Raw genomic sequence first — 24,099 nt, 5'->3', positions numbered from 1 at the left:
CGTGAAGCAGAGTCAACGCCTCTCGGGCATATCAAAATTCATTCTGGTCGGGCTGGGCGTCGTCATCGCCCTGCTCGGCTTGGCGCTGGCTGCGGGCGGCGTGAAGTTGGTCAGCCTGGGAGGCTCGTGGTACTTCCTGGTGGGTGGCTTGGTCATGGCCGTTTCCGGTCTGTTGATCGCGCGCTTCAAGCTGAGCGGTGCCTGGTTGTTCGCGGCGTTCCTGGTCGGGACGGCGATCTGGGCTGTCAGTGATGCCGGTCTGGTGTTCTGGCCGGTGTTCTCGCGCCTGTTCATGTTCAGCGCGATCGGCTTGGTGGTGGCCTTGGTCTACCCGATGCTCAAGCGCGCCAACGGTGGCGTTGCGGGTCGTGGCGCTTACGGCGTTGCCGCTGTATTGGCGGTTGGCCTGGCTGTTGCTGCCGGCAACATGTTCGTCGCGCATCCGACCGTTGCCGCCACCGGCACTGGCCCGGGCCTCACCCCGGTTGAGCCGGACAAGGCGCAGAAGGATTGGGCGCACTACGGTAATACCGAAGGTGGCAGCCGCTTCGCTGCGCTGGATCAGATCAATCGCAACAACGTCGACAAGCTCAAAGTCGCCTGGACCTATCACACTGGCGACATCGCCGAGAGCGATGGCAACGGCGCCGAAGACCAGCTCACCCCTCTGCAAATCGGCAACAAAGTGTTCATCTGCACCCCGCACAACAACCTGATCGCCCTCGATGCCGACACCGGCAAAGAGCTGTGGAAGAACTCGATCAACGCCCAGTCGAAAGTCTGGCAGCGCTGCCGTGGCATGGCCTATTTCGATGCGACTGCCGCCATTGCCCAGCCGAGCAATTCGAGCATCATCGAAGCCAAACCGGCGCCGGCCGCCAATTGCCAGCGTCGTCTGCTGACCAATACCATTGATGCTCGCCTGATCGCGGTCGATGCCGACACTGGCGAGTTCTGTCAGGGTTTCGGCAACAACGGTCAGGTCGATCTGAAGGCCGGTCTGGGTAACGTCCCGGACAGCTACTATCAGTTGTCCTCCGCACCGTTGATGGCCGGCACCACTGTCGTGGTCGGCGGTCGCGTGGCTGACAACGTGCAAACCGACATGCCGGGCGGCGTGATCCGTGGTTTCGACGTGATGACCGGCGCCATGCGCTGGGCGTTCGACCCGGGCAACCCGCAGGATCGCAACGCGCCGGCAGACGGCAGCACCTACGTGCGCAGCACGCCGAACAGCTGGGCACCGATGTCGTATGACCCGGCGACCAACACGGTCTTTCTGCCGATGGGCAGTTCGTCCACCGACATCTATGGTGTCGAGCGCAGCAAGCTCGATCACACCTACGGTGCTTCGATTCTGGCGCTGGACGCCACCAGCGGTGAAGAGCGCTGGGTGTTCCAGACCGTGCACAACGATCTCTGGGACTTCGACCTGCCAATGCAGCCGAGCCTGATCGACTTCACCAAGGACGGCAAAACCGTTCCGGCGCTGGTCATCGGCACCAAGGCCGGGCAGATCTACGTGCTCGACCGTGCCACCGGCAAACCGCTGACCGACGTGAAAGAAGTGCCGGTCAAAGCGGCGAACATCCCGAACGAACCGTACTCCCCTACCCAGCCGAAATCGGTGGGCATGCCGCAGATCGGTGCGCAGCACCTGACCGAATCCGACATGTGGGGCGCCACCCCGTACGATCAGTTGCTCTGCCGCATCGACTTTAAAGGCATGCGTTACGACGGTTTGTACACTGCGCCGGGCATGGATAAATCGTTGAGCTTCCCGGGTTCGCTGGGCGGCATGAACTGGGGCAGCATCTCGACTGACCCGGTACACGGTTTCATCTTCGTCAACGACATGCGTCTGGGTCTGTGGATTCAGATGATCCCGTCGCAGAACAAAGGCCAGGCCACGTCCGGCGGCGAAGCACTGAACACCGGCATGGGCGCCGTTCCGCTGAAGGGCACGCCTTACGCCGTGAACAAAAACCGCTTCCTGTCGGTGGCCGGCATTCCGTGCCAGGCACCGCCGTTCGGCACCCTGACCGCAATCGACATGAAGACGCAGAAAATCGCCTGGCAGGTTCCAGTCGGTACGGTTGAAGACACCGGTCCGTTGGGTATCCGCATGCACCTGCCGATCAAGATCGGTCTGCCAACCCTCGGCGGCACGCTGTCGACCCAAGGTGGCCTGATCTTCATCGCCGGCACGCAAGACTTCTACCTGCGCGCGTTCAACAGCGGCAACGGTGAAGAAGTCTGGAAAGCGCGTCTGCCGGTGGGCAGCCAGGGCGGCCCGATGACTTACGTCTCGCCGAAAACCGGCAAGCAGTACATCGTCATCACCGCGGGCGGCGCTCGTCAGTCGACCGATCGTGGCGACCTCGTCATGGCCTACGCCTTGCCGTAAGCCGTCGTCACCTCATCCAGTCAAGCGCGGCACCTTAGGGTGCCGCGCTGCTTTGCTCCATTGCCCAAGATTCCAGCAGGAAGATTCACATGCAATCGGCTGTTCGTTTTTCTCGTTCCGACCTGTTCAAAGGCCTGTTGATCGGCCTTTCCTGCACCACTGCCCTGCCCGCGCTGGCCGCCGGCGAATCCGATCTGTTGACCCGCAGCACGCTCACTGGCGACTGGGGCGGATTGCGTCATCAGATGGATGAACAAGGCGTTAAATTCACCGGCGATTACAGCGGCGAAACCGCTTACAACGCTGACGGCGGCTTGCACCGTTCGGCGCGTTACTCGCAGAACATCAAGCTCGGCGTGCAGTTCGATCTGAGCAAACTGTACGGCGTCGACAACGCCGGCAAAGTGCAATTGACCATCAACGACAGGCGCGGCAACAGCGCTTCAGAAGACCTTGTCGGCAACCGTTTGCCGATTCAGGAAAACTACGGCGGCCTGTACACCCGCCTGACCGAGCTGAGCTATGAGCGCAGCCTGTTCACCCCGGCGCTCAACGTCAAACTCGGCTACATGGCGATGGGCAACGACCTCGGTGGCCTCGACAGCGGCATTCTCTGCAACTTCATGAACGCCGGTTTCTGCGGTCATCCGTTGAACATGTCCGGCGGCAGCGGCTGGACCAACTACCCCAACGCGCATTTGGGCGTGCGGGTGAAATACGACCTGTCGTCCTCCTGGCAATTGCGCGTGGCGGCGTTCAACGTCGACCCGCAAAGCAACGGCAACTCCAGTCGCGCCTGGCACCTTGGGCCGAAACACACCACCGGTACCGTGGTGCCGATCGAGCTGGTGTACAAGCACGGCGGCGAATTGCCTGGCGAATACAAGGTGGGTTACTACTACGACAGCTCCGACGTTAAACGCATCGGCAGCGACGATGAAGTGTCCGGTCGCGGCGGTCATTATTTGCTGGTTGATCAAGCGGTGTGGGCTTCGCAGACTTCCACCGGCCGCAGCCTGCACGCGTTCGGTCAGTATTCAGCGGCCAGCGACGCGGCCTCGCCGTTCAGCAAGTGGTATGGCACCGGCGTGGTGTTGTACAAACCGTTCGACAGCCGCCCGCATGACACCGTCGCGCTGGGTTATGGTCGCGCAGTGCCTAACCCGCGCAGCCGTGATGTGCAGCAAGATGCCGCGCTGGCGAATGGCACCGCGTTCCCGAATCTGGACAGCGCCGAGCAATTGATCGAACTGGGTTACGGCTATCAAGCCACGCCATGGCTGACGCTGCGCCCGAATGTGCAATACATCATCGAACCAGGCGCGTTCTCGGGGCAAGACATCGACAACGCACTGGTCGTGGGCCTGCAAGTAAAAGCCTCGCTCTAACATCGCGCCCTGTAGGAGCTGCCGAAGGCTGCGATCTTTTGACGTTGTTTTTTAAGATCAAAAGATCGCAGCCTGCGGCAGCTCCTACAAGGGTTCAGCGTTGCAGTGTGTAAGGGCTTTAGTGTTGCAGCGCGTAGCGTCGGCAATGCTCTAAATAGCCTTTCTCATGACTGCCAACCAACTGCACCACACTCGACCAAAGCCACGACGGCGCATCCAGTGTCTTCGAACGGCAGTTTTGCAACTCGCTGATCCACGCTGACCGCGTCGCCAGATCCATCTGCCGTGCGTGGGCAATCCCGACTACCCGAGCCAGATACCCCGCCGCCAACATCGCGTCGCGCTGACTCAACTGATCCAGTTCCAGCTTCATGTCTTGCGGCAACAATTCGCGGACAAAAAAGCCATGATCAAGCACGCGCGTCGCAATCATGCGGTTACCCAACCCCGGCGATAGAAACCGCGCGCCCTCAACCACACGTTTACCGTTATCGCGCGGCATCGAAGATCTGGCCGCACGCGGTGCTGCAGCCGTTACCGCTTCTTTGACATCGAGCAAACAGAAGTCCTGATCATCACCCTCGCCCACGCCCAATAACACCGCGTAACGCTTCAATCCGAGTGAGCTGCAGCCTTTGACCCAGTACGCCGAGTCGAGCAGTTTGACCCGGTCATCCTTCGACCGGCCCTTCAACGAAGTCACTAACGTATGAATATCGTCGGTAGCGCACAGGGTTTTCAGCGCCGCACGCTCTGCCCGCGAAAGCGACCAGAAGTGTTTGCCCAAGGGAATCGTCGGTTTGGTGTTCTCGATACGCTCCTGCGCCAGATGCTTCCACGTGCGCTGCACGGCACTGCGCATGCCGCCTTGACCTGCGCCGGGCGTGGCGGTTCTTTATCGACGTCGTCGACAAAGGCTTGCTCGTAGCCGCGCATCATCTCTTCGAGCATGCGCGCGGTTGCGACACCGGGCAGATCGGAACCGCGTGCCGCCGTGGCCAATGACAGGGCCAGTCTGACCAGATCGTGCGCAGGATTGCCGATAACGGTCTGATCGAGGTCGCGGATATGGATGTCGATTTGCCCTTTCAGATCCCCGGTCGGCCCGAGATTGCCGGCGTGGCAATCGCCACAGATCCATACGGCAGGCCCGTGGGGAAGGCGCCGGCCGGGTTGGCTGTGCAGCCATTCATAAAATTGCACCGTGCTACCGCGAACATAAGCATGCGCAGACCTCGCCATCTTGAAATTTCGCAGTTGCGAAAGGGTTTCCAGGCGTGCGGAGGGACGAGGTGTTTTCATGGGGACTTCTGGCAGGGGATGTGCTCTGTTGACCCCTGCCATCGAGTGAATGTTTCAGAATGTTTCTGGATTCTTATAAATCTTCACAAATACCAGCGATACTCCCGCGCGCTGATCTCCTGCATAAACGCCAAATGATCCTGACGTTTGTTCTCGCAATACACGTCCACAAACTCGGCGCCCAGCCCTTCACGCAATTGCGGCTGCTGCTGCATGGTTTTTACCGCTTCAAACATTTCAGTGGGGAAACCGATACCGCTGTCACGGTCTTCATTCAGCGGTGCGATGGGTTCCTTGCCCGCTGTCAAGCCGTGTTCCAGTCCCACCAGAATCGCTGCCAACACCAGATACGGATTGGCATCCGCGCCGGCCAGTCGATATTCAATGCGCAGGTTTTTCGCGTCCGATTCAGGAATGCGCAAACACGCATCACGATCCTCAAAACCCCAGCTTGCCTTGGTCGCCGTGTTCACCGTACCGCCCAAGCGGCGCATCGCATTCTGGTTCGGGGCGAAGATCGGCATGCTGTGCGGCAGCAATTCCAGACACCCCGCCACCGCATGACGCAACGGCTGTTGCTGATTCGCCGCCAGCAGATTATTGCCGTCAGCATCGTACAAACTGACGTGCACATGCATGCCACTGCCCGGGTGCTGCAAATACGGTTTGGCCATGAAACTGGCGCGATAACCGTGCTTGAGCGCCACGCCACGGGTGCTGCGGCAGAACAGCGCCGCCCAATCGGCAGCACGCAATCCATCGTCGAGATGGCCGAAGTTGATTTCAAACTGACCGGGGCCGAGTTCCGCCGTGATTACCGTGGCGTCGATACCCTGCGCTTGTGTCGCCTCGACCATCTCATCCAGCACCGGCGCAAACCGCGACAAGCGCTCGATGTGCATGTTCGGCTGATCATCGGCATCATCGGTCAGGTCGTCACGGGGGAATTGCGGCAAGCCGTCGCGCAGCTTTTTATCGAACAGATAAAACTCCAGCTCGAACGCCACCACCGGGTGAATGCCTTTGCGCGCCAGTCGATCGAGCACCTGCGCCAACACTTCACGGGGTTCGAATTCGATGGGTTTTTCGGTGCCGTCCGAGGTAATCAACATTTGCCCCAGCGGCTGCGCTTCCCAGGTCACTGGCTTCAAAGTGCCCGGCACCAAACGCCGTACGGCATCCGGATCGCCATCGTTAAAGCAGTAATCACCAATTTTGAACAACCCGCCCTGCACGCCCAGCAGCACGCAGTTTTGCGGCAACTTGAGCGCGCTGCCCGCCGCGACTTTTTCGAGCATGTCGATCGGGTAGCGCTTGCCGTAAAAGTGCCCCGGAATATCCAGAGAAATCAGGTCGACATAACGCACTTCGGGGTGTTGTTGGCGAAACGCGCGCACTTCAGCCAACAGGTCGGCGCAGACAGCGTCCATCGTGTTCATCCTTTATTTGTTGTTATCAGGTGTAGACCCACAGCACGCGTGTGAGCTGATCGGTGAGATTGCCGTAGCGGCAAACGGTGTGGCTGTCGAACTGGAAACTGTCGCCGGCCTTGAGCGTTGCCGGCTCTTCGTCGTCGCCCAGCCATAACGTCAGCTCGCCTTCGAGCACGTAACCGCCCTGCTCCGAGCTGTCCATCATATGCCGATCGCCGCTGCTGGCGCCCGCCTCCAGATGACTTTCAAGCATCGAAAACGAGGCGCGCATCTGCGGCGACACGAGAATGTCGGTGATGCCGTTGGCGTAATACAGTGTGCGGCGTTCGTCCGGGCGCGTGACCCACGGCAGCTCTTTGGGCTTGGGCAAACTGTAGAAATAGGTGGTCGGCACGCCAAAGGTTTCGCTGATCGCGGTGAGGTCTGCCACGGTTGGCCGCGACAGGCCGCGCTCGACCTGCGAGAGAAAACCCACCGAGCGGCCGATCTTGTCGGCCAACTCCTTCAAGGTCCACTTCTTGTGCTTGCGCAGGTCATGGATGAGGATCGCCAGCGCGGCGATTTCTTCTTGCTTGTTCATGATTCAAATTCCGGAAAGTGACGCATCAGACGCTGTCACGCAGTCGATACCAGGCCTTGCCGATGGCTTCCAGCGGCGCGGCAAAATGTTTACCGCCGGGGAAACGGCCGTTGCTCAGGCCTTGGTACAACGCCAATTCATCACTCTGACCGAGAATGGCATCGGACACCGCGCGGGCGGCGGCCAGTGTCGGCAACACGCCATGCCCCGAGTAACCCTGGAGCCAATAGCGATTGCCCTCGCCGCCGACATCCGGCGTGCGCTTCAACGTCAGATCGATATGGCCGCCCCAGGCAAATTCCACCTCGACGCCTTTGAGTTGCGGGAACACTCGCTGCAGAAACGGCCGAGTGGCCGCCGCAATATCCTTGGGCATGCCGCCCAGATAGGTGCAGCCACCGCCGAACAACAAACGGTTGTCCGGTGTGCGGCGGAAGTAATCGAGGACGAATTGGTTGTCGGTCACGCAGACGTTGCTCGGCAGCAATGCCGTGGCTTGCTCGGGCGTCAGCGGCGCGGTGGCGACCTGATAAGTGCCGACCGGCAAAATGCAGGCGGCCAGTTGCGGATCGAGTTCATCGAGATAAGCGTTGCAGGCAAGGATCAACACATCAGCGCGAACTGATCCGCGCGCAGTGTTGACCCGAAAACCTGCGCCCTCCTCCTGATAACTCAGCGCTTTGCTTTGTTCGTAGATGTGGCCACCGGCACGTTCTATCGCGGCGGCAAGGCCGAGGGCCAGTTTCAAAGGATTGAGGTGTGCGCCTTGCGGATCGTAGAGCCCGGCCTGATAGCGATCGCTGGCGACCCACTCGGGCAACTGTTCACGCGGAATGAACTGCAAAGCATCGTGGCCCCATTTGTGGCTGGCCTCGTGTTGCCATTCGGTCAGCAATCCAACCCGGCGCGGCATCACCGACGTCCACAAATGGCCGGGCCGGTAGTCGCAATCAAAACCATGACGCCCCGGCAATTCACGCAACTCCTGCGCCGCCCAGCGCATACCGTCCCACAGACGTTTGGCGCGTTCATGGCCGAGCGCGGCTTCCAGCGGCGGCATGTCGCACGACCAGCCAAGAATCGCCTGCCCGCCATTACGCCCCGAAGCCGCCCACGCCACCCGACTGGCTTCCAGCAACGTCACGCGTTTACCGGCCAGGGCCAGACGCAACGCGGTGTGCAGACCGCTGAAACCGGCGCCGATGATGACCACGTCGGTGTTCTGCTCGCCTTCCAGCGCAGGTCGCTCACGCAAAATATCCGCGCAACTGTGGGCGTAATAGCTGTCGACGTGCTGCGTGGATTGCTGAAACATTCGCGACCTCATGAAATTATCTTTTTATAATTTCATGAAAATCTACAGAACTAATTTCACGCAAGCAACATCGGCAGAGTGAAAACACAGATGTTTAATGATCAAAAATCGTAACGCGCCGTCATCCCCAGCGTCCTCGGTGTGCCCAACACTCCCGTATAAGCGCCATTCGGCGAGTTCCACAGCGTGGTGTAGTAAGTCTTGTCGAAGGCATTTTTCAACCACAAAGAAATATCCCACTGACCTTTGCCCCAATCGCCGCGTACACCAGTGGACAGGTTGACCAGTCCATAGCCCGGCAACTGCGCTTCACTGGAATCATCAACGGTGCCGACCGCATGCGAGCGCCAGGCGTAGTTGCCGTTGACGTAGGGTTGCAGGCCGTCCTGCAGATTCCATTGATAACTGGCGCTGGTGTTGAAGATCCATTTCGACGCGCCCACCACCGCGTGGCCACTGAGGTCGCAGGATGCCAAGGCGCCGGGGCGCAAAGCCACTTCGGCGGGACACGGTGCATCGTCGTAAGACAGGTAACGCACATCGTTGAACGAGCCGTTGGCGTTGATCGTCAGACCCGATACCGGCCGCCAGCTGCTGTCGAGTTCCAGTCCTCGACTGCGCACCGTGCCGGCGTTGGTCAAATAGCTGGTGAGCGAGACATCGTCGTAAGCGTTGGTCTGGTAGCCATGCACCACCGTCCAGAACAGATTGGCATTGAGCAGCAAGCGCTGGTCGAGCAGCGTGGTTTTGATGCCCAGTTCGGCGTCGTTGGCGCGTTCGCTGCCGATCAACAGTGAATCGGCACCCGCGACGGGGGCGCTGGCCACGCCGAGATTGACGCCGCCGGATTTCTCGCCGTGCGACAACGAACCGTACGCCAGCACTTGATCACTGACATGCCAGGCCAGACTGGCCAGCGCCGAGGGGCTGAAACTGTAGAGGCTCAAGTCGCCGGAATCGTAAGCACCGACCCTCGCATCTCTGACGCGCAATGCAGCGGCGCTGGCCGCATCGCCACCGAGCGGCACGTTGCGGGTGACCTCTGCGAGTTTGCGTTCATAGGTGCCGCGCACGCCCAGGCTGAAATCCAGGGTTGGCGTCAAGTGCCAGGTGCCTTGGGCAAACGTGGCGTAACTGTCGGTGTCGACATCGCCATGGCCGACGCTGGTGACGTTGTTCAGCGCGCCCTGCGGGGTGCCGTTCCACGTGTCCGCCAACGGGCCGTAATCGGTGAACACGGTGTTGCTCATTTCCTGGCGGAAGTAATAGGCGCCGAGCACGTAGTCGAAATGTTCACCCACCGGTGAGGCCAGACGAATCTCTTGCGAATACTGTTTGTCGCGCGCGGATTGCCCGACGTTGTGCATCACGTCGACGTTCAGCTCATCATCATTGCGCGGGGTGAAATCCCACCAGCGATAGGCGCTGATCGAGGTCAGTGTGTAATCCCCGGCCAGATTCCAGTTGGCTTCCAGCGAGGTGCCGCCCTGAAACACCGTGACGTTCTGATCGGCATCCAGATTGACCCGACGGCCGTCCACCAGCGTCGCGCCGACCGCCGCTGCACGCTGTTGGTAACGGTTGACGCCGTTGATCACCGGCCCCGTGCTGAACAGCGAACGCGTGCCGGCACTGGAATCCTCCTCGTGATAATCGGCCAGCCAGCGCAGATTGAAATCCTCGTTGGGCTGAAACAGCAGTTGCCCACGAACGCCTTGGCGCATGCCGCCGCCGAGTTCATGGCCGTCGTATTGGTTTTTCACGTAGCCATTTTCATGGGTCTTGTAAGCGGCGATGCGCCCGGTGAGCGTGTCATTCAACGGCCCGGAAAAACTCGCTTGAGTCTGCGAGTAGCCATCCTCGCCGACCGACGTCGCGAGGGTGCCTTGCGGTGTCGCTGAGGGGCGGCGCGTGGTGATGTTGAGCACGCCCGCCGTGGTGTTCTTGCCGAACAAAGTGCCTTGCGGGCCGCGCAGCAGTTCGATCTGCTCGACATCGAGCAGGTCGAACACGGCCATGCCAGGCCGACCAAGGTAGACGTTGTCCAGATAGATCCCGGCGCTGCCTTCCAGACCATCGCTCGCCGGGTTATTGCCCAAGCCGCGAATCGACAGGCTCGACTGCCGAGCGTGCATAAACGCGACGTTGACGCTCGGCATCGCCTGCTGCAAATCCTGCAGCCGATACAGACGTTGTTCCTCAAGGGTTTGCGCGCCGAGCACGCTCATTGCCGTGGGCACTTGTTGCGCGTCTTCGCTACGGCGACGGGACTCGACCGTTACCGTTTGCAAGACATCGCTGTTGCCGGGTAAATCGTTGGCGATCGCCGGCAGCAGCGGCATTAACGAACACAAGCCCAGAGCGCTCGCAGAAAAATTGCGCGAATAAAGAAGATTCATCGGTGGTTCCTGGAGCTGCATCACGCAGCTCTTTGAGAGGAATCGATACTTCGCTGCGCGTGGCCTGCGTGAGCGTGATCGTTGCGGTTGAGGTTTATGGCTGATCAGTCACGCAGCCATGGCAGGTCTTCGCGTTGATAACGGTGAGCGCGGAAGATCGCGTTGTTTTCGCCCGGCAGGTAGCGGCGCGAGGCGGCATCGGGGTACGTGGCGAAGTGTGGATTGACGTATTCCCAGACCACATCGCCGGCTGGCGTCACCTCAAACAACCGGCCGAAATTGGCCTCGGTGACCAGCGTGTTGCCGTTATGCAACCGCTGCGCACCGCCCATGAACGGGGTGAAAAACGCATATCCGGGGGTGTCGGCGTATTGCCATTCGATGCGTTGAGTCGACGGATTGATTTCGAGGATGCGCGAGTGCGGCATGCTCACGTGCGGGCGGAAGATGCCATTGTCGAACACCAGCACGTTGCCGTTTTCCAATTCACTCGGGCAATGTTGCTGGGCAACCAGATCGTGGCCCAGACGCCACAGCACTTCACCGCTGCCACGCTGCACGGCGATCACCGAAGACACGCTGCGCAGGCTGAGAATCACCTTGCCGTCACGGCCCGGCGTCACCGCGTTGGTCATTGGCCAGTGATGCCGCTCGAAGGCTTCGTGCAGCGGATAATCTTCGGGTTGCAGGTGTTCCCAGCTGCGCCATTCCCACACCGTGTTGCCCTGACGATCGACTTCCTTGACCACGTCGGCATAAATCACCCCGCCCGGCGCCTCGCTGCCGGGAATGCCGCCGACCACGCGTTTCGCCAGTTCCGGCGGCAACGGCTCGGCGGTGGTGTAGAGCAGATGGCCGTTATCCAGCCATTGCGCATCGTGGTGATGAAGCAGATCGGTGTGCTGCCAGACCACTTCGCCATCCGGGGTGACTTCGCTGAACGCGCCGCCGTGCCACACCGACCAGCCCGGAAACAGATCCGGCGAATCCGCGTGATTGCCGTTGTAGCCGAGGTTGCCGTTGCGCAAGATCACCGCGTCGCGACCGGGGCGTTGCGGGAGTTTCCAGCGGTGCACGACTTCGCCATCGAGGTCGATGAGGAACACATTGCCGTCCGCCGTCTGCGGCGCGAACAGCGTGTAGCCGCCGGCGCTACGGGCGTGATCGACGGCGATGAGGCCGGTTTTGCGACGCTTGAGTGTGGTGGGATGCAGTTGAGGCATGGCTTTTCTCCAGGCGAGTGAATCCCGGCCGCGAGCAACGCGGCACGGTCAGTTCAAAGGGTTATTGAGGGTTGGGCAGCAAGCGGTTAAAGCGGTCGTCGAAGATTTGCTCGACCTGCAGCGGTCGCGGAATCAAGCGCTCGGCGGCGAACATGTCGGCCAGATGCTGCTGCGAATTGATGACGGTTTTCTCAATCGGTACATAACGAAGGTCTTGATGTGCAAGCATCTCTTGCACCAGCGCGACCGGCAGGCGCGTGGTCTGCGCGAATACCTCGGCCCACGCTTGCGGATGCGCGGTGGCCCAGGCTTGAGCGCGGGCAAATCTGCCCAGCAGGTCGCCAAGATGCGCTGCCCGTTGCGGATCGTTCAACGCTTGCAGGCCGGCGACGGTGAAATTCAAACCGGTTTCCGGCCAGCCACTGCCGTCGACCAACACGCGGGCGCCGCGCGAAGTGGCCTGCCCTACGAACGGATACCACACCGCCCAGCCATCGAGTTTGCCGCTGGCGAAAGCGTTTTGCGCATCCACCGGGCTGACGTAAGCAATGTTCACATCACGCGGCGTCAGCCCGGCACGCTGCAGGGCCGCGAGTAACAAGTAATGGCCGCTACTGCCTTTGGCCACGGCCACGCGCTGACCTTTAAGGTCGGCGACTTGCGTGACGGTGGAGCCTTCCGGCACCAGCAGTGCATTGTTGTTTTGCGCGCCACTGGCCACACCGACGATGCGCACATCGTAGCCGCCGGCCTGAGCGAATACCGGCGGCGCATTGCCGACCACGCCGACGTCGATTGCCCCGGCGCTCAAGGCTTCAAGCATGGTCGTGCCGGCCAGGAATGGATGCCACGACAGCGAATACGTGATGCCCTCATCTTCGCCGGCGGCGTGCAGCAGCGCCTGAGTCAGACCGCTCTGGTCGCCGACTTTCAGCCCCTCGTTCGCCGCCCAAAGCGGATGTGCGATCAACAACGAAGCGCAGCACAACAGCGCTTTCAGGGTGAGCGATGGCTTGGCAGCAGAAGGTTTTACCGGCATTGTCGTGCTCTCATTTTTGCGTTGAATTCAGTATGTCGAGGCCCGCCGTGCCGCTCCATGCCAAACACCCCTCCTTTCCTGCCATCCCGGACATCGCGCCGCAGCCCGTGCGTACCGTGGTGGTGTTGGCGTTCGATGATTTGCTGTTGCTCAACGCCGCCGGACCACTGGAGGTGTTTGCGGCGATCCCGCGCGTGCTCGGCGGAGCGTTTATCGACAGCCCGCCCTACCGACTGTTGATCGCTTCGGCGCAGGGTGGTCAGGTGATGTCGATTTCGGGGATCAGCGTGAGTACGTGCTCGCTTGAGCAAATCGATCAAAAGGCGCCGCAGATCGATACGCTGATTGTCGCCGGCGGCCCGGGCATGGCGGCACTTGAGGCTGACGAACGTGCTTGCGACTGGTTACGGGTTCGCTCTGCAAACATCCGCCGGCTCTGCTCGATTGGCACCGGCACCTTTGCCCTCGCCGCTGCCGGATTGCTCGACGGGCGCCAAGTGGTGACGCACTGGAAATTCGCCGCTGAATTGCAGGCGCGGTATCCGGCGGTGCGCTGCCAGACCGACGCGCTGTACCTGCACGACGGCAACCTGTGGACGTGTGGCGGTGCGACGGCGGGCATCGATTTGGCGTTGGGTCTGGTTGAGCAGGATTTGGGCGCGCAAGCGGCGTTGTCACTGGCGCGCTACTTCACGGTATTTCTTTGGCGCGGCGCGGAACAACCGCAGCTAAGCGCGTCACTCAATGCGCAATCGAGTGCCTTGCGCACCGATCCGGACGTGCGTGTGGCGCGGCTGCACGCGTGGATTGCCGGGCACCTCAACGAAGATTTACGCGTGGAACGACTGGCCGAGCAATTCGGCATGAGTCCTCGGCACTTCGCCCGCGCCTATGTCGCCGCGACCGGGCAGACACCGGCGCAAGCGGTCGAACAATTGCGTCTTGAGGCGGCCTGCCGATTGCTGAAAACCAGCCATGAACCGATCAAGCGAATCGCCGAAACCGTCGGTTTTGGTCGCGAGGAACGCATGCGCCGCACCTTCCAGAAGCATCTGGCAACCAGCCCGAATGGCTATCGCAACCAGACCGACGCACCTGAGCCGTTAGATCGCCGGCAATCCTCCCGCGTCGGCATCGCGCTGGAGTGGTTAGCCCAATAGCGTCGGCGCAACGGCCAGCTCGACGCGCGCCACCAAACCTTTGCGGCGCTGATTGCGCAACGTCAGATCACCGCCCTGCTCGCGTATGATCGCTCGCGCCGCCGACAGTCCGAGGCCTACGCCACCGGTGCTGCGGTTGCGCGAAGTTTCCAGACGGAAGAACGGGTCGAAGACCTTTTCCAGCGCCTCTTCCGGAATGCCCGGCCCTTCATCGCTGACCTCGATGCGAATTGCGTAATCATTACGGCTCAAAGTGATGCGCGGATTGCGCGCGTACTTCACGGCGTTTTCCAGCAGATTGACGATCACTCGTTTGATGCCCAGCGGCCGGCCGTTGTAAACCAGATGCGCCGGGCCGTCGAAGTCGACATCAATGTGTTGGTCGCGATAGTCGTCGACGATGGTTTGCAGCAACTCCGACAGATCGAACGCCGTTGTCGCCTCGCGATGAGTGTCCTCGCGGAAGAACTCCAGCGCCGCGTTGATCATCGATTGCATCTCTTCGACATCACGGATCAGTTTGCGCTGATGGTCGAGGTCTTCCATGAATTCGCTGCGCAGACGCATGCGCGTCAGTGGCGCGCGCAAGTCGTGGGAAATCGAAGCGAGCATGTGCGTGCGCTCGGCAATGAAATGCTGAATCTGCGCCTGCATGGTGTTGAAGGCGACGATGGCCTGACGAATCTCGTGCGGCCCTTCGACCTTGATCGGCGGTGCGCGCAAGTCGGTGCCGAAACGTCTCGCGGCAGTGGCAAAGCGTTGTAGTGGATTAGCCAATTGGCGGGTAGCGACCCAGGCGACAAGGAACGTGGCGATCAATCCCAAGGCAATGATGATCGCGATCCGCGTGCCGATTTCCAGGCCCCAACTCCTTTCAGGCGGGGTGAATGACAACCAGCTGCCATCGACCAATTGCACCAGCGCGGCGTAATGCGCCTGAGGATTGTCCCGCGTCCAGTCGCCGGGGTTGAACGCCTCGATGTTTCGATCACCCCCCAACAACTGTTCCAGCACCGGCACCCGACTCGCTTCCACGCGGGCGCCGTCGTTGGGCAAACCAAAATCGGCGCGCTGCGCCTTCCACACCACTTGCAGCATGTCGCTGCTGGCGGCTTGCGCCAGTTGCGGGCGCAAGTCAGCGGGCGCGACCTCGATCAGCCGCGAGGTGACGGCGATCTGCTCGAGCAGCCCGGTACGCTCGATGGGCGGACGCGCCCAGATGCCGGCGACTTGAATAAACAAAGCATTCAACGCCACCGATGCGAGCATCGCCGCGACGATGGTCAGGGCGATTCGTCGCCGCAGCGTGTCGCCGCGCAGTAGCCGCCCGATCACGTACGGCTGACCTTGGCAGTGAACATATAGCCACCATTGCGCACTGTTCGGATCAAATCCGGACGCTTGCAGTCGGGCTCGATCTTGCGGCGCAAACGGCTGACCTGGACATCGATACTGCGATCAAAGGCATCGTGACCCTGGCCGTGCGTAAGGTCGATCAACTGTTCGCGCGTGAGGATGCGCTGCGGGTGATCAAGGAACACCACCAGCAGATCGAACTCGCCGCCGGACAGCGGAATCATCACGTTTTCTGGTGAGCGCAATTCGCGGCAAGTGATGTCCAGATGCCAACCGGCAAAGGCAATCACCGGTCGCGACGGCTCAACCGGACTGGCCTGTTCACCGGCGCGGCGTTGCAATGCGCGGACACGAGCAAGCAATTCCTGCGGGGCGAACGGTTTGGTCAGGTAATCATCGGCGCCCAGTTCGAGGCCGACGATGCGATCGCTCAACTCGGCCATGGCCGTGAGCATGATGATCGGAATGCCCATCTGCGCCCGCACCTTCTGGCACAGGCTCAGGCCGCCTTCGCCGGGCATCATCACGTCGAGAATGAGCGTGTCCGGACGACCCAGCGCAATCGCCGCCCACATGGCTTCACCGTTCTCTGCCACGTCGACGTCATAGCCGTGCTGGGTGAAGAACTTCTTTAACAAGGAGAGGATTTCCACATCATCGTCGACGAACAGCAATTTGCTCACGGTTGCAAAATCCATGGACCGAAAGCCGCCAATCTAAAGCCATTTGCCGCTGCGGGTCATTTATTTCAATCGAGCAACATTTCGTCCGCAGCGACATCAAGCGGACATCGTCCGGCAAAAACCCTCGGGCACCCTGTGCGCATTCCAATCCAAAGGGTTTGCATGATGGATTTCAACAGCGGCCATAACAGCAAAAGCCACACCGCCAATCGCCCATTGATTCTGAGCCAGCGTACCGGCGCGCTGGGCCACGATACGCCGATCGTTTTTCAGGAGTCATGCCTGGGGGTTTCCAACGATCAGACCCGGGTCGTCCTGCGTCGTTATTTCGAGCACTTCAGCCCGACCAATGCGCACTGGGTTGAGTACGTTCACAGCATTTCCACCGCGGACCTTATCGAATGGGTCATGAGCCACGGACATCTGCACATCGAGTGTTCGGACAACACCCCGTCTCACCAAAAGGAAGCACGTTGATGATGCGCATTCGCTCACTCTCGCTGGTCATGGCGACCACCTTGAGTCTGTCAGCCTGCAGCAATAACAAAGTTGAACCGAAAAGCGGATTTCTGCAGAGCTACAGCGTGCTGACCGAACGTCATTCGCCTTCGGGTCAACCGGTGCTGAGCTGGGTCAGCCCGGCGTTGGCCAGAGCGCGCTATACCCAGGTCTATCTGGCGCCGAGCCAGTTTTACCCCAGCGCCGTCCCGACTGAACGGATACCCCTCAGCACGCTGGCCGGCGTCACCGATTACTACGACGCGGCGCTCAGGCTCGAATTGGGCAAGGTGCTGCACATCGTCAACAAACCCGGCCCGAACACGTTAATTGTCAGACCCGCCATCACCCGGGTGGCCACCAGCACCCAGGGTTTGCGCTTCTATGAATGGTTGCCGGTGACCCTCGTCGCCGCTGGCGTGAGCACAGCCACCGGGATCCGCGATCAGGACAGTGAAATCAGCACCGAAGTGTCGTTTGAGGACGGCTCGACTGGTGAAGTGGTTGCCGAAGTCGTGCGCAAAGGCACCGGGGTGCCGCTGGACAATGACAAGCAAATCCTCAAGGCCGATGACATCAAAGTGGTGCTCGATGGCTGGGCCAGCGATTTGAGCCAGTCCTATACCGCCCTCCATAAATAGCTTGCTCGCGAACGCATCCGGTCATTCAACATCGACGCTGAATGTACCGGCCCCTTCGCGAGCAAGCCCGCTCCCACAGTGGTTTTGCGGTAAACATCAGGGTCTGCGGTGTACTCAAAACCTGTGGGAGCGGGCTTGCTCGCGAAGAGGCCGTCATGGCCTGCCCAATTTGCATCGAGTAGTAGACGTTTTTGACCTCTGTAGGAGCTGCCGAAGGCTGCGATCTTTTGATCTTTAATAGCAAGATCAAAAGATCGCAGCCTTCGGCAGCTCCTACGGGGGTTGGAGGGGCTTCTGCTAAAAAACCGTCGCTCCGTTTGAGCGGGACGACGGTTTTTTTGCGGGCACGCTTTGCTCTTGCAAGGGTTATGGCGCGTTGACCACCACGTAGGTCACGTCGCTGCCCTGATACTGCGGTTGATACCAGGTTGAGCCGCATTGCATGTAGGCGACGTTGTAACGGATGACCTGCGTACAACTGCTGGGCATTTGCGCAGGCGTCATTATGGAACCGACTACCGCTGCCGTCACCGCGACGGTGGCCGTCACGGCAGCGGCGGTTGCTATCGGGTGGTAATGGTCGTCGTAGCCGTAGCGACCATGGCCATCCACGTCGATGTCGACGTCACGGTGGTTATTGACGTTCACATTGCGTGTGCTGTTGTTGACGTAATTGCGATTGCCGACGTTGTTACCGGCATTGACCCGGTTGCCCGAGTTGACCCGATTACCCGCGTGCGCCCGATTGCCGGCGTTCACATTCGCCCGCTGCGGCGGGTTGATCCGTTGCGCGCGATGTACATTCGGCGCAGGGGCGCGGTTGACCGACGCTCGTGCATGCCCTTGGGCGCGCATGGGTCTGGCGTCCGCTTCAGCGATCAGGCCGGCGGTCAGCAGCGCAGCGGTCGCCAGTGAGATGCACAAACTCCACGACATTGACTTGATCATGTCACTGCCCTCCCTGATCGCTGGCTTTCTTCATCGCGATCGCCACGTCGCCTTTGGCCGGTTTGAAGGTGAAGATCGAATCTGCAATCGTCGGCTTGAGATTCCAGTGGTACACGGCACTGTATTCAGGCGAGCTTTTTTCGTCGGTGGTGGTAATCACCAGTTTGCACGGCAACGGCTTGTCGGAGCGGGTGATCCACAGTTGCCAGTCAATGCCCTCCTGCCGAAACGCCAGGTGATCGCACAGTTGCCCCTTAATCGTCGACGGCCCGACGTACAACGCCGCTTTCAGCGCATCAATCTGCGACTGGTCGCTGCCGAACAAAAACAGATCCTCCATCGGCACTTGCACGCCGTAGTGATCCTCAATCATGTGCAGCGCCTCGGCGACCTTCGGCGGCGCATCAACGGTGGTGTAGTACTTGAGGTACGGCGAATACTGAGTGAGTTTTTTGCCGTTGTAGAAAAACTCGCGAGTGCGCATGTCGCCTTCGGTTTTGGCGTACATGCGGTCATGGCCGACGACCTTCAGGGTATTGGACGACTCGGTTTTGATTTTCTGCCCGGACTCCAGAACGGTGTCCCGCGACACATCGGCATCGACCTGAAACTTCGGCAGGCTGCGCAGGTAATTGCCCATGTCGATGAGTTTGTCGACCACCTGCGGGTTGACCGGCGGGCTGTCGTCGGTTGCCGGCGGATCGTCGGCATGCACCACGGGGCTGAGGATCAGGCTGAAGAACAGGCACAAAACAGGTGTTCCGGCTTTCATGGATCCCACTCCTGGCCCAGTCGGGCCGTCGCTCCCGGAAGATATTCAAATGCTCGGATACCCGGCGTTGGCAAGCATTGCCCGCGCGCTGGAAAGCTGAGCCTAGACCGCCATCCCCAAGAGCGCCAATGGCCGCCCGTCCTTTCCCTGCAAGGCAGGTCTGTAACACCTCTCCGTCGAAAAACTCTACAAGAGCTCCACTCGAACCAAGGCGGAACACCGTGAAAACCTACAAAAAATTCAAGCTTAACGATGACGTCAGCCTGCAGATCATCAGCATTTCCGAACACATGTTGACGGCGCGGTTCTGGTTTACCGGCAAGGGCTTCGGCAGCACTCATCACCACAGCAATGAAGAAGTGAATGTGGTCATCAATGGCGAGTTCATCGCGACTAACGGCGACGAACAGTTCCCGGTGTATCCGGGACAAGCGGTGTGCGTGGCGCCCAACGTCGAACACGACATGCGCTGCCTGACGCCGGTCGGCGAGATGATTTCGACCTGGACGCCGCCGCGCCAGGATTTGATCGAGAAATTTGCCCAGCCCGAATGACAGGGGCTCATTCACTTAAAAGGAGTGTCGGCGTGCATAAAAAAACCGAAATTCGTCTGCTCAATCTCAGCGCTTGTTTGCTCGCCGTAGCGTTCAGCGCTGGCAGTTCGGCTGCCTCTGTGACCGAGGGCGTAGCCGCGAGCGCCAGAGCAACATTTGAAAGCAATACGGTGGTGAAACTGCCGGAAGGCTATCGCAACTGGACCCACATCGGCACGTACTTCAAGGAGCCGGGCAAGACCACGATCCTCGATGGCAGCGTCATCAAAGGCGCCCAGTTCGGCAATACCTATGTCGAGCCGTCGGCCTTGGCGGCGTTCAAAAAAACCGGCAAATGGCCTGATGGCACGCAACTGCTCAAAGACTTCTCGGCGTCAGGTTTCAGCGATCAGTGTGACGCTGCGTCCGGCGTTTGTTCGATGAATCAGGGCAAAAAATGGCCTCAGGAAATCAAGAGCTGCGACAAGGTCACCGGTGTCTGCGCGACCACCCATGGCAAAGGCGTTTTCGAACAGTACTACTTCGGTGCTGGCTACATGGTCAAGGACGCCAAGCGCTTCCCCAAGGCCCCCGGCAACTGGGGTTACTTCGGCTTCGGCCCGGTGAAAGGTACGCCTTACCCGAAAACCGCAGAACTGCGCCCGATGGAGCAATGCTCCGGGTGCCATGTCGCCAATCGCGCTGACAGGGACTTCGTCTTCAGTGATTTGCACCTGGGTTTGCAGCAATAACCTCTGATCACTCTTTCACTTCCATCCCTTTGCAGGAAAACACTATGAATTATCGAATTTCGACATTTGCTTTCGCCCTGACGGCCGCCAGCCTGGTCAGTGGCCAGGCCATGGCCAGCCATCACTTTGAATCAGTGATTGTTCAGAAAACGCCAGCACTCAATCAGCTGGATAACTACGTATTCGCCTCGCCGAAAGCCGATCACACGGTGTTCGTCATGACCGTGAACTCGGTACCAAAGTCGGGCCCTAACGGCATTTTCGCCACGGATGCGCTGTACAACATTCACGTCGCTGACGATGCCGGTTACAAAACCGGGCATACCTTCAGCCTGTCGTTCAACAGCGATAACACCTTCACTGTTTATCAGGCGCAGACGCCCAACGGCGCGATCGGAAGCAAAGGCGCGGAAATTGGCTCGGGTAAACTCGGCAAAACCAGCGAACTGGCCACCGGCATCAAAGTCTGGGCCGGGGTGGTCAAAGATCCGTTTTTCGGCAACTCCACCAGCCTTGGCCTGTTGCGCGCGCAGTTGAACGCGGGCAAGTCATATGACGCTTCGGTCTGGGCGCAGGCGCAAGGCAAAAGCATCTTCCTCGGCCGTCAGGCCTCGGCCATCGTACTGGAAGTGCCGAACGCGATTCTCGGCAAAACCGTGCGCACCTTCATGACCACCGCCGTTGACGACAAGGGCACCTGGAAGCAAGTGCAGTACTCGGCCAATCCGTTGCTGTCCCACATCATGCTGTTCGAAAACGCAGCGTTAAAAGCCGAGCACGATCAAAGCCGTCCGGATACCGAAAACGGCATCAAAGCCATCGTCTCGGCGCGCGTCGCTCGGGCATCAGCACTGGCCAAAACCGTGAAGGATCCACAGCAATACGGCGATTCGATTGCCGATCAGTTGATCCCCGATGTTCTGACTTACAACGTCGGTACCGCCGCCCACTACACCGTCAAAGAGCGTAACGGTCGGTCGCTGGATGACGATGCCATGAGCACCGTTTTGACGATGCTGCTCGGTACGCCTACCGACCAGAAGATCGCCAATCCAAAACTGCACACCGCGACTTTCCCTTACCTGATGCCAGCGCAAGTCAAATAGCCCCTCACGCTGCGCACTGACCACCTGAGGAGGGCCGGCACCCTCCTCTCCCATTCAATCCTGGCGAGGATCAGCCCCTTGTATTTACCGTTGAATGCCTCTCGCGCAATCGCGATAACAACCCCGACGCGTCGAAGCGGCAACCTGCAGCGCGCCGCGCAGGCTCTGGCACTTATGCTGCTGACCCCGTTGGCGTCGGCCCATGAGTTTTGGCTTGTCCCTCACGACGCGGTGACAGGCGTCGATCAACAAGTGGTGTTTGAATTGCGTATCGGGCCGACCTGGCCCGGCGTGCAGAGCCCGCGTCTGAAAAACCTGGTCGACTGGTTCAAAGCCGTCGACGCCCAAGGCATGCGCACTGTCGACGGACGCGACGGTGCCCTGTCGGTTGGCCATCTGCACACGCGAGCACCCGGCGCCACCGTTGTGGCGATGCGCACCCACCCTACGCGGATCAGTCTGTCGGCCAGCGAGTTCAATCAGTACCTGGAAGACGAAGGCCTGAAAAACGCGCTGGCCCTGCGCAAGCGCTACGACCTGATGCAAACGCAGGGACGCGAGCAGTATTCACGCTGCGCCAAAAGCATCGTGCTGGTCGATGGGCGCAGCGAAGGGTTTGACCAGGTCATGGACTTGCCGCTGGAGTTTGTTGCCCACACCGATCCATTGAAGTTTCAGTCCCGTGAAAAATTTCAGTTGCAGCTGCTGTTGCACGGTGAGCCGCTGGCAGACACCCTGGTCAAGGCGCAGCTCAAATCCGATCCGGTCAAGGAAGTCACCGCCGTCACCGACGCGCAAGGCCGGGTCGCCTTGCCGCTCACCGACCCGGGCCTGTGGCTGTTCAGCACCGTGCACATGGAGCCCAGCGGCGAAGACGGTGTGGACTGGGAAAGTCTCTGGGCCTCGTTGACCGTCAACATCTCCTTCCAAGACAGGAGCCCGTTGCAATGACGGCGAATCTGCAGCGTTACTTCAATCTGCCGGTGCTGCTCACGGGCGTTTGCGTCAGTGAAATGGCGCAAGCCCACGCCGGTGGCTCCGCCGGCTGGCTGCATCCATTGTCGGGGCTGGATCATTTGCTGGCCATGCTCGCCGTTGGCGCCTGGAGTTGCCAGATGGGTGGCCGGGCAATCTGGATCGTGCCCAGCGCCTTCGTCTGCTGCATGTTGCTCGGCGGATTGCTCGGGTTCGATCAGGTGAACCTGCCGGGCAGTGAGATCGGCGTGTCGTTGTCGGTTGTTCTGCTGGGACTGGCCATCGGCATGCAGAAGACCTTCGCTGTGCCCGTGGCGGCCATCGGTGTCGGTGTCTTCGGAATCTTCCACGGCTACGCCCATGGCTACGAAATGCCAGTGATGGACGACAAATTCGCCTACGCCGCCGGGTTCCTGACCACCACGGCCTGCCTGCACGTGATCGGTGCCGTTGGCGCCGTGCTGATCCTCAAACTCAACACCGGCGCCCGCATGCTGCGCGGCCTGGGCTTCATCTGCGCGGCAGCGGGTGCCTGGTTGCTCACCACCCTGTAAATGGGGCGAGGGAGCTTGCCTCCCTCACCCCAAAGGCGTCCAGGTTCAGGCACCTTCGCTGCACGCCGCCAGACGAGTGCGGATGTCGGCGTACATCAGGTCGTAGAGTTTGTGGTTGTACTTGATCAAGCCGTTATCGCGCGGCATGCCGTGTTTATGGGCGACACGCGTGGCCACGCTACCGAAGTTGTAGGCGCTGCTGCGCGGCAGGCTGAATGACTCTTCGAAACGCTTGCCGCCGACCTCTCCCGCCAGCCGCATTTGCACCACCGAACCTTCCTTGGCGTCATGCACGATCGTGTAATGCAGATCGACGCAGTATGGCGGCTGGCCGTCCAGCGGATTCTGGTTGGCGCGGTGCAGGCGGCCGGGCACAAAGCTGTCGTACGCCGAGCAGCTCGTTTCAAAGGCGCGGCGAAACTCCGCGAAACGCTCGTCGATGTCCTTGTTGACGCGAATAACCTCCGAATGCTCTGCCGTCAGCAGATCAGCCTCGGCGATGCCGCGGTTGCGCGCGATGAAGTTGATGACTTTGGCAATGCACGGTGAAGACTGACGGCTGAGCTTGCACTCGTCATGGGTGATCACACCCGCGACGTCGCTGCGCACGGTCAGGTGCATGAACGGATCGTTCTCATGCTCACGAACAACTTCGTACGCAACGTCGATGGTGAACTCGGGAGAATGCTCAGGTCGACTGCGATGACGTATGTAGCCTGGTTCAGTACGCATGGTGATGCTCCTTTTTTGTTCCGCTCGAAGGGCTGGCGGTCATAAAAGTGCTGTTCAAAAAAAACCTCCCAATGGGAGGCTGAAAGAGAGGTCTACGCCTGATTAGGCAGTCGCAGGCATAGGAAAATAATCAAATAGGCTGCGTAGATCTGTAGGAAATTTCCTATTTTCCGTTTTCATTTTGGTCGCGGTATTGGAGTCGTGTCTCAAGGCAAACCACGCCGCTCTCGGATGGAAAAACAGGACGTTTCCTACAGCCACCCATGCAAACCTTGCGGAAACTGACTCGGATTTGCCTCGCAA

The 24,099-nt window shown here is 60.1% G+C and carries 21 protein-coding genes and 1 pseudogene; 10 read left to right on the top strand and 12 right to left on the bottom strand.

Annotated features, from left to right (window positions below; genetic code table 11):
• Window position 1 precedes the first annotated feature (1 nt).
• Both ACP3TY_RS11500 and ACP3TY_RS11495 read left to right on the top strand, forming a co-directional pair.
• A complete protein-coding gene (locus ACP3TY_RS11500; RefSeq protein WP_053120128.1) occupies window positions 2-2,407 on the top strand; it encodes a glucose/quinate/shikimate family membrane-bound PQQ-dependent dehydrogenase in 2,406 nt (801 codons plus the stop codon).
• 89 nt (window positions 2,408-2,496) lie between these two features.
• Entirely contained in the window at window positions 2,497-3,795 is a 1,299-nt protein-coding gene (locus ACP3TY_RS11495; protein WP_401237848.1) for a carbohydrate porin, read from the top strand.
• Window positions 3,796-3,913: 118 nt separating this feature from the next.
• Here ACP3TY_RS11495 and ACP3TY_RS11490 read toward each other — a convergent pair.
• The 7 genes and pseudogenes from ACP3TY_RS11490 to ACP3TY_RS11460 all read right to left on the bottom strand — a co-directional run bounded on the left by ACP3TY_RS11490 (window position 3,914) and on the right by ACP3TY_RS11460 (window position 13,086).
• Window positions 3,914-5,097, bottom strand: a pseudogene (locus ACP3TY_RS11490) (DUF2252 family protein).
• Between the two features lie 83 nt (window positions 5,098-5,180).
• Window positions 5,181-6,527, bottom strand: coding sequence for a glutamine synthetase family protein (locus ACP3TY_RS11485; protein WP_426620009.1), 1,347 nt, complete (start codon window positions 6,525-6,527; stop codon window positions 5,181-5,183).
• A gap of 25 nt (window positions 6,528-6,552) precedes the next feature.
• Window positions 6,553-7,110, bottom strand: coding sequence for a helix-turn-helix domain-containing protein (locus ACP3TY_RS11480; RefSeq protein ID WP_426620008.1), 558 nt, complete (start codon window positions 7,108-7,110; stop codon window positions 6,553-6,555).
• A gap of 25 nt (window positions 7,111-7,135) precedes the next feature.
• Window positions 7,136-8,425: an NAD(P)/FAD-dependent oxidoreductase gene (locus ACP3TY_RS11475; RefSeq protein WP_426620007.1), complete on the bottom strand. Its 1,290-nt coding sequence runs from the start codon at window positions 8,423-8,425 to the stop codon at window positions 7,136-7,138.
• Between the two features lie 101 nt (window positions 8,426-8,526).
• Window positions 8,527-10,824 (bottom strand): TonB-dependent receptor, encoded by a 2,298-nt coding sequence (locus tag ACP3TY_RS11470; RefSeq protein ID WP_426620006.1) that lies wholly within the window; start codon window positions 10,822-10,824, stop codon window positions 8,527-8,529.
• Between the two features lie 104 nt (window positions 10,825-10,928).
• The gene (locus ACP3TY_RS11465) at window positions 10,929-12,047 is read right to left on the bottom strand and encodes an aryl-sulfate sulfotransferase (protein ID WP_426620005.1); all 1,119 of its coding nucleotides are present in this window, start codon (window positions 12,045-12,047) and stop codon (window positions 10,929-10,931) included.
• A gap of 61 nt (window positions 12,048-12,108) precedes the next feature.
• The gene (locus tag ACP3TY_RS11460; RefSeq protein WP_426620004.1) at window positions 12,109-13,086 is read right to left on the bottom strand and encodes an ABC transporter substrate-binding protein; all 978 of its coding nucleotides are present in this window, start codon (window positions 13,084-13,086) and stop codon (window positions 12,109-12,111) included.
• Window positions 13,087-13,133: 47 nt separating this feature from the next.
• Between ACP3TY_RS11460 and ACP3TY_RS11455 the strand changes: the two genes are divergently transcribed.
• Window positions 13,134-14,246, top strand: a complete 1,113-nt coding sequence (locus tag ACP3TY_RS11455) for a GlxA family transcriptional regulator (protein WP_426620003.1) — start codon at window positions 13,134-13,136, stop codon at window positions 14,244-14,246.
• Here the strand turns inward: ACP3TY_RS11455 and ACP3TY_RS11450 are convergent.
• Together ACP3TY_RS11450 and ACP3TY_RS11445 are read right to left on the bottom strand one after the other, a co-directional pair.
• A complete protein-coding gene (locus tag ACP3TY_RS11450) occupies window positions 14,235-15,581 on the bottom strand; it encodes an ATP-binding protein (RefSeq protein WP_400645531.1) in 1,347 nt (448 codons plus the stop codon). The genes ACP3TY_RS11455 and ACP3TY_RS11450 overlap by 12 nt on opposite strands.
• Entirely contained in the window at window positions 15,578-16,300 is a 723-nt protein-coding gene (locus ACP3TY_RS11445; RefSeq protein ID WP_053120109.1) for a response regulator, read from the bottom strand. The genes ACP3TY_RS11450 and ACP3TY_RS11445 overlap by 4 nt, the downstream gene beginning before the upstream one ends.
• 147 nt (window positions 16,301-16,447) lie before the next feature.
• Between ACP3TY_RS11445 and ACP3TY_RS11440 the strand changes: the two genes are divergently transcribed.
• Window positions 16,448-16,762 (top strand): hypothetical protein, encoded by a 315-nt coding sequence (locus tag ACP3TY_RS11440; RefSeq protein ID WP_282351683.1) that lies wholly within the window; start codon window positions 16,448-16,450, stop codon window positions 16,760-16,762.
• A complete protein-coding gene (locus tag ACP3TY_RS11435) occupies window positions 16,762-17,424 on the top strand; it encodes a DUF3313 domain-containing protein (protein ID WP_400645536.1) in 663 nt (220 codons plus the stop codon). The genes ACP3TY_RS11440 and ACP3TY_RS11435 overlap by 1 nt, the downstream gene beginning before the upstream one ends.
• Before the next feature lie 366 nt (window positions 17,425-17,790).
• On the opposite strand, the gene ACP3TY_RS11430 is transcribed toward ACP3TY_RS11435, so the two are convergent.
• Together ACP3TY_RS11430 and ACP3TY_RS11425 are read right to left on the bottom strand one after the other, a co-directional pair.
• The gene (locus ACP3TY_RS11430) at window positions 17,791-18,372 is read right to left on the bottom strand and encodes a hypothetical protein (protein ID WP_159811806.1); all 582 of its coding nucleotides are present in this window, start codon (window positions 18,370-18,372) and stop codon (window positions 17,791-17,793) included.
• A 1-nt stretch (window position 18,373) separates the two neighbouring features.
• Window positions 18,374-19,144, bottom strand: a complete 771-nt coding sequence (locus ACP3TY_RS11425) for a DUF2092 domain-containing protein (RefSeq protein ID WP_426620002.1) — start codon at window positions 19,142-19,144, stop codon at window positions 18,374-18,376.
• 221 nt (window positions 19,145-19,365) lie between these two features.
• Between ACP3TY_RS11425 and ACP3TY_RS11420 the strand changes: the two genes are divergently transcribed.
• The 5 genes from ACP3TY_RS11420 (at window position 19,366) to ACP3TY_RS11400 (ending at window position 23,064) form a co-directional block, all read left to right on the top strand.
• The gene (locus tag ACP3TY_RS11420; RefSeq protein ID WP_159811808.1) at window positions 19,366-19,698 is read left to right on the top strand and encodes a cupin domain-containing protein; all 333 of its coding nucleotides are present in this window, start codon (window positions 19,366-19,368) and stop codon (window positions 19,696-19,698) included.
• 32 nt (window positions 19,699-19,730) lie between these two features.
• Window positions 19,731-20,429, top strand: a complete 699-nt coding sequence (locus ACP3TY_RS11415; RefSeq protein WP_400645541.1) for a cytochrome P460 family protein — start codon at window positions 19,731-19,733, stop codon at window positions 20,427-20,429.
• Window positions 20,430-20,473: 44 nt separating this feature from the next.
• Window positions 20,474-21,535 (top strand): DUF4331 family protein, encoded by a 1,062-nt coding sequence (locus ACP3TY_RS11410; RefSeq protein WP_426620001.1) that lies wholly within the window; start codon window positions 20,474-20,476, stop codon window positions 21,533-21,535.
• Between the two features lie 174 nt (window positions 21,536-21,709).
• Window positions 21,710-22,486, top strand: a complete 777-nt coding sequence (locus tag ACP3TY_RS11405) for a DUF4198 domain-containing protein (protein ID WP_426620000.1) — start codon at window positions 21,710-21,712, stop codon at window positions 22,484-22,486.
• Window positions 22,483-23,064, top strand: coding sequence for a HupE/UreJ family protein (locus tag ACP3TY_RS11400; RefSeq protein ID WP_426619999.1), 582 nt, complete (start codon window positions 22,483-22,485; stop codon window positions 23,062-23,064). Before ACP3TY_RS11405 ends, ACP3TY_RS11400 begins: the two co-directional genes overlap by 4 nt.
• 45 nt (window positions 23,065-23,109) lie before the next feature.
• On the opposite strand, the gene ACP3TY_RS11395 is transcribed toward ACP3TY_RS11400, so the two are convergent.
• On the bottom strand, window positions 23,110-23,796 hold the full coding sequence (locus ACP3TY_RS11395) for a DUF5064 family protein (protein ID WP_400645549.1): 687 nt from the start codon (window positions 23,794-23,796) through the stop codon (window positions 23,110-23,112).
• Window positions 23,797-24,099: the final 303 nt, after the last annotated feature.

The sequence above is a fragment of the Pseudomonas rustica genome, from assembly GCF_049959085.1.
GTDB lineage: Bacteria > Pseudomonadota > Gammaproteobacteria > Pseudomonadales > Pseudomonadaceae > Aquipseudomonas > Aquipseudomonas rustica.
Note: the sequence above shows the minus strand (reverse complement) of the source record. Positions and strands in the feature narration are given on the sequence as shown.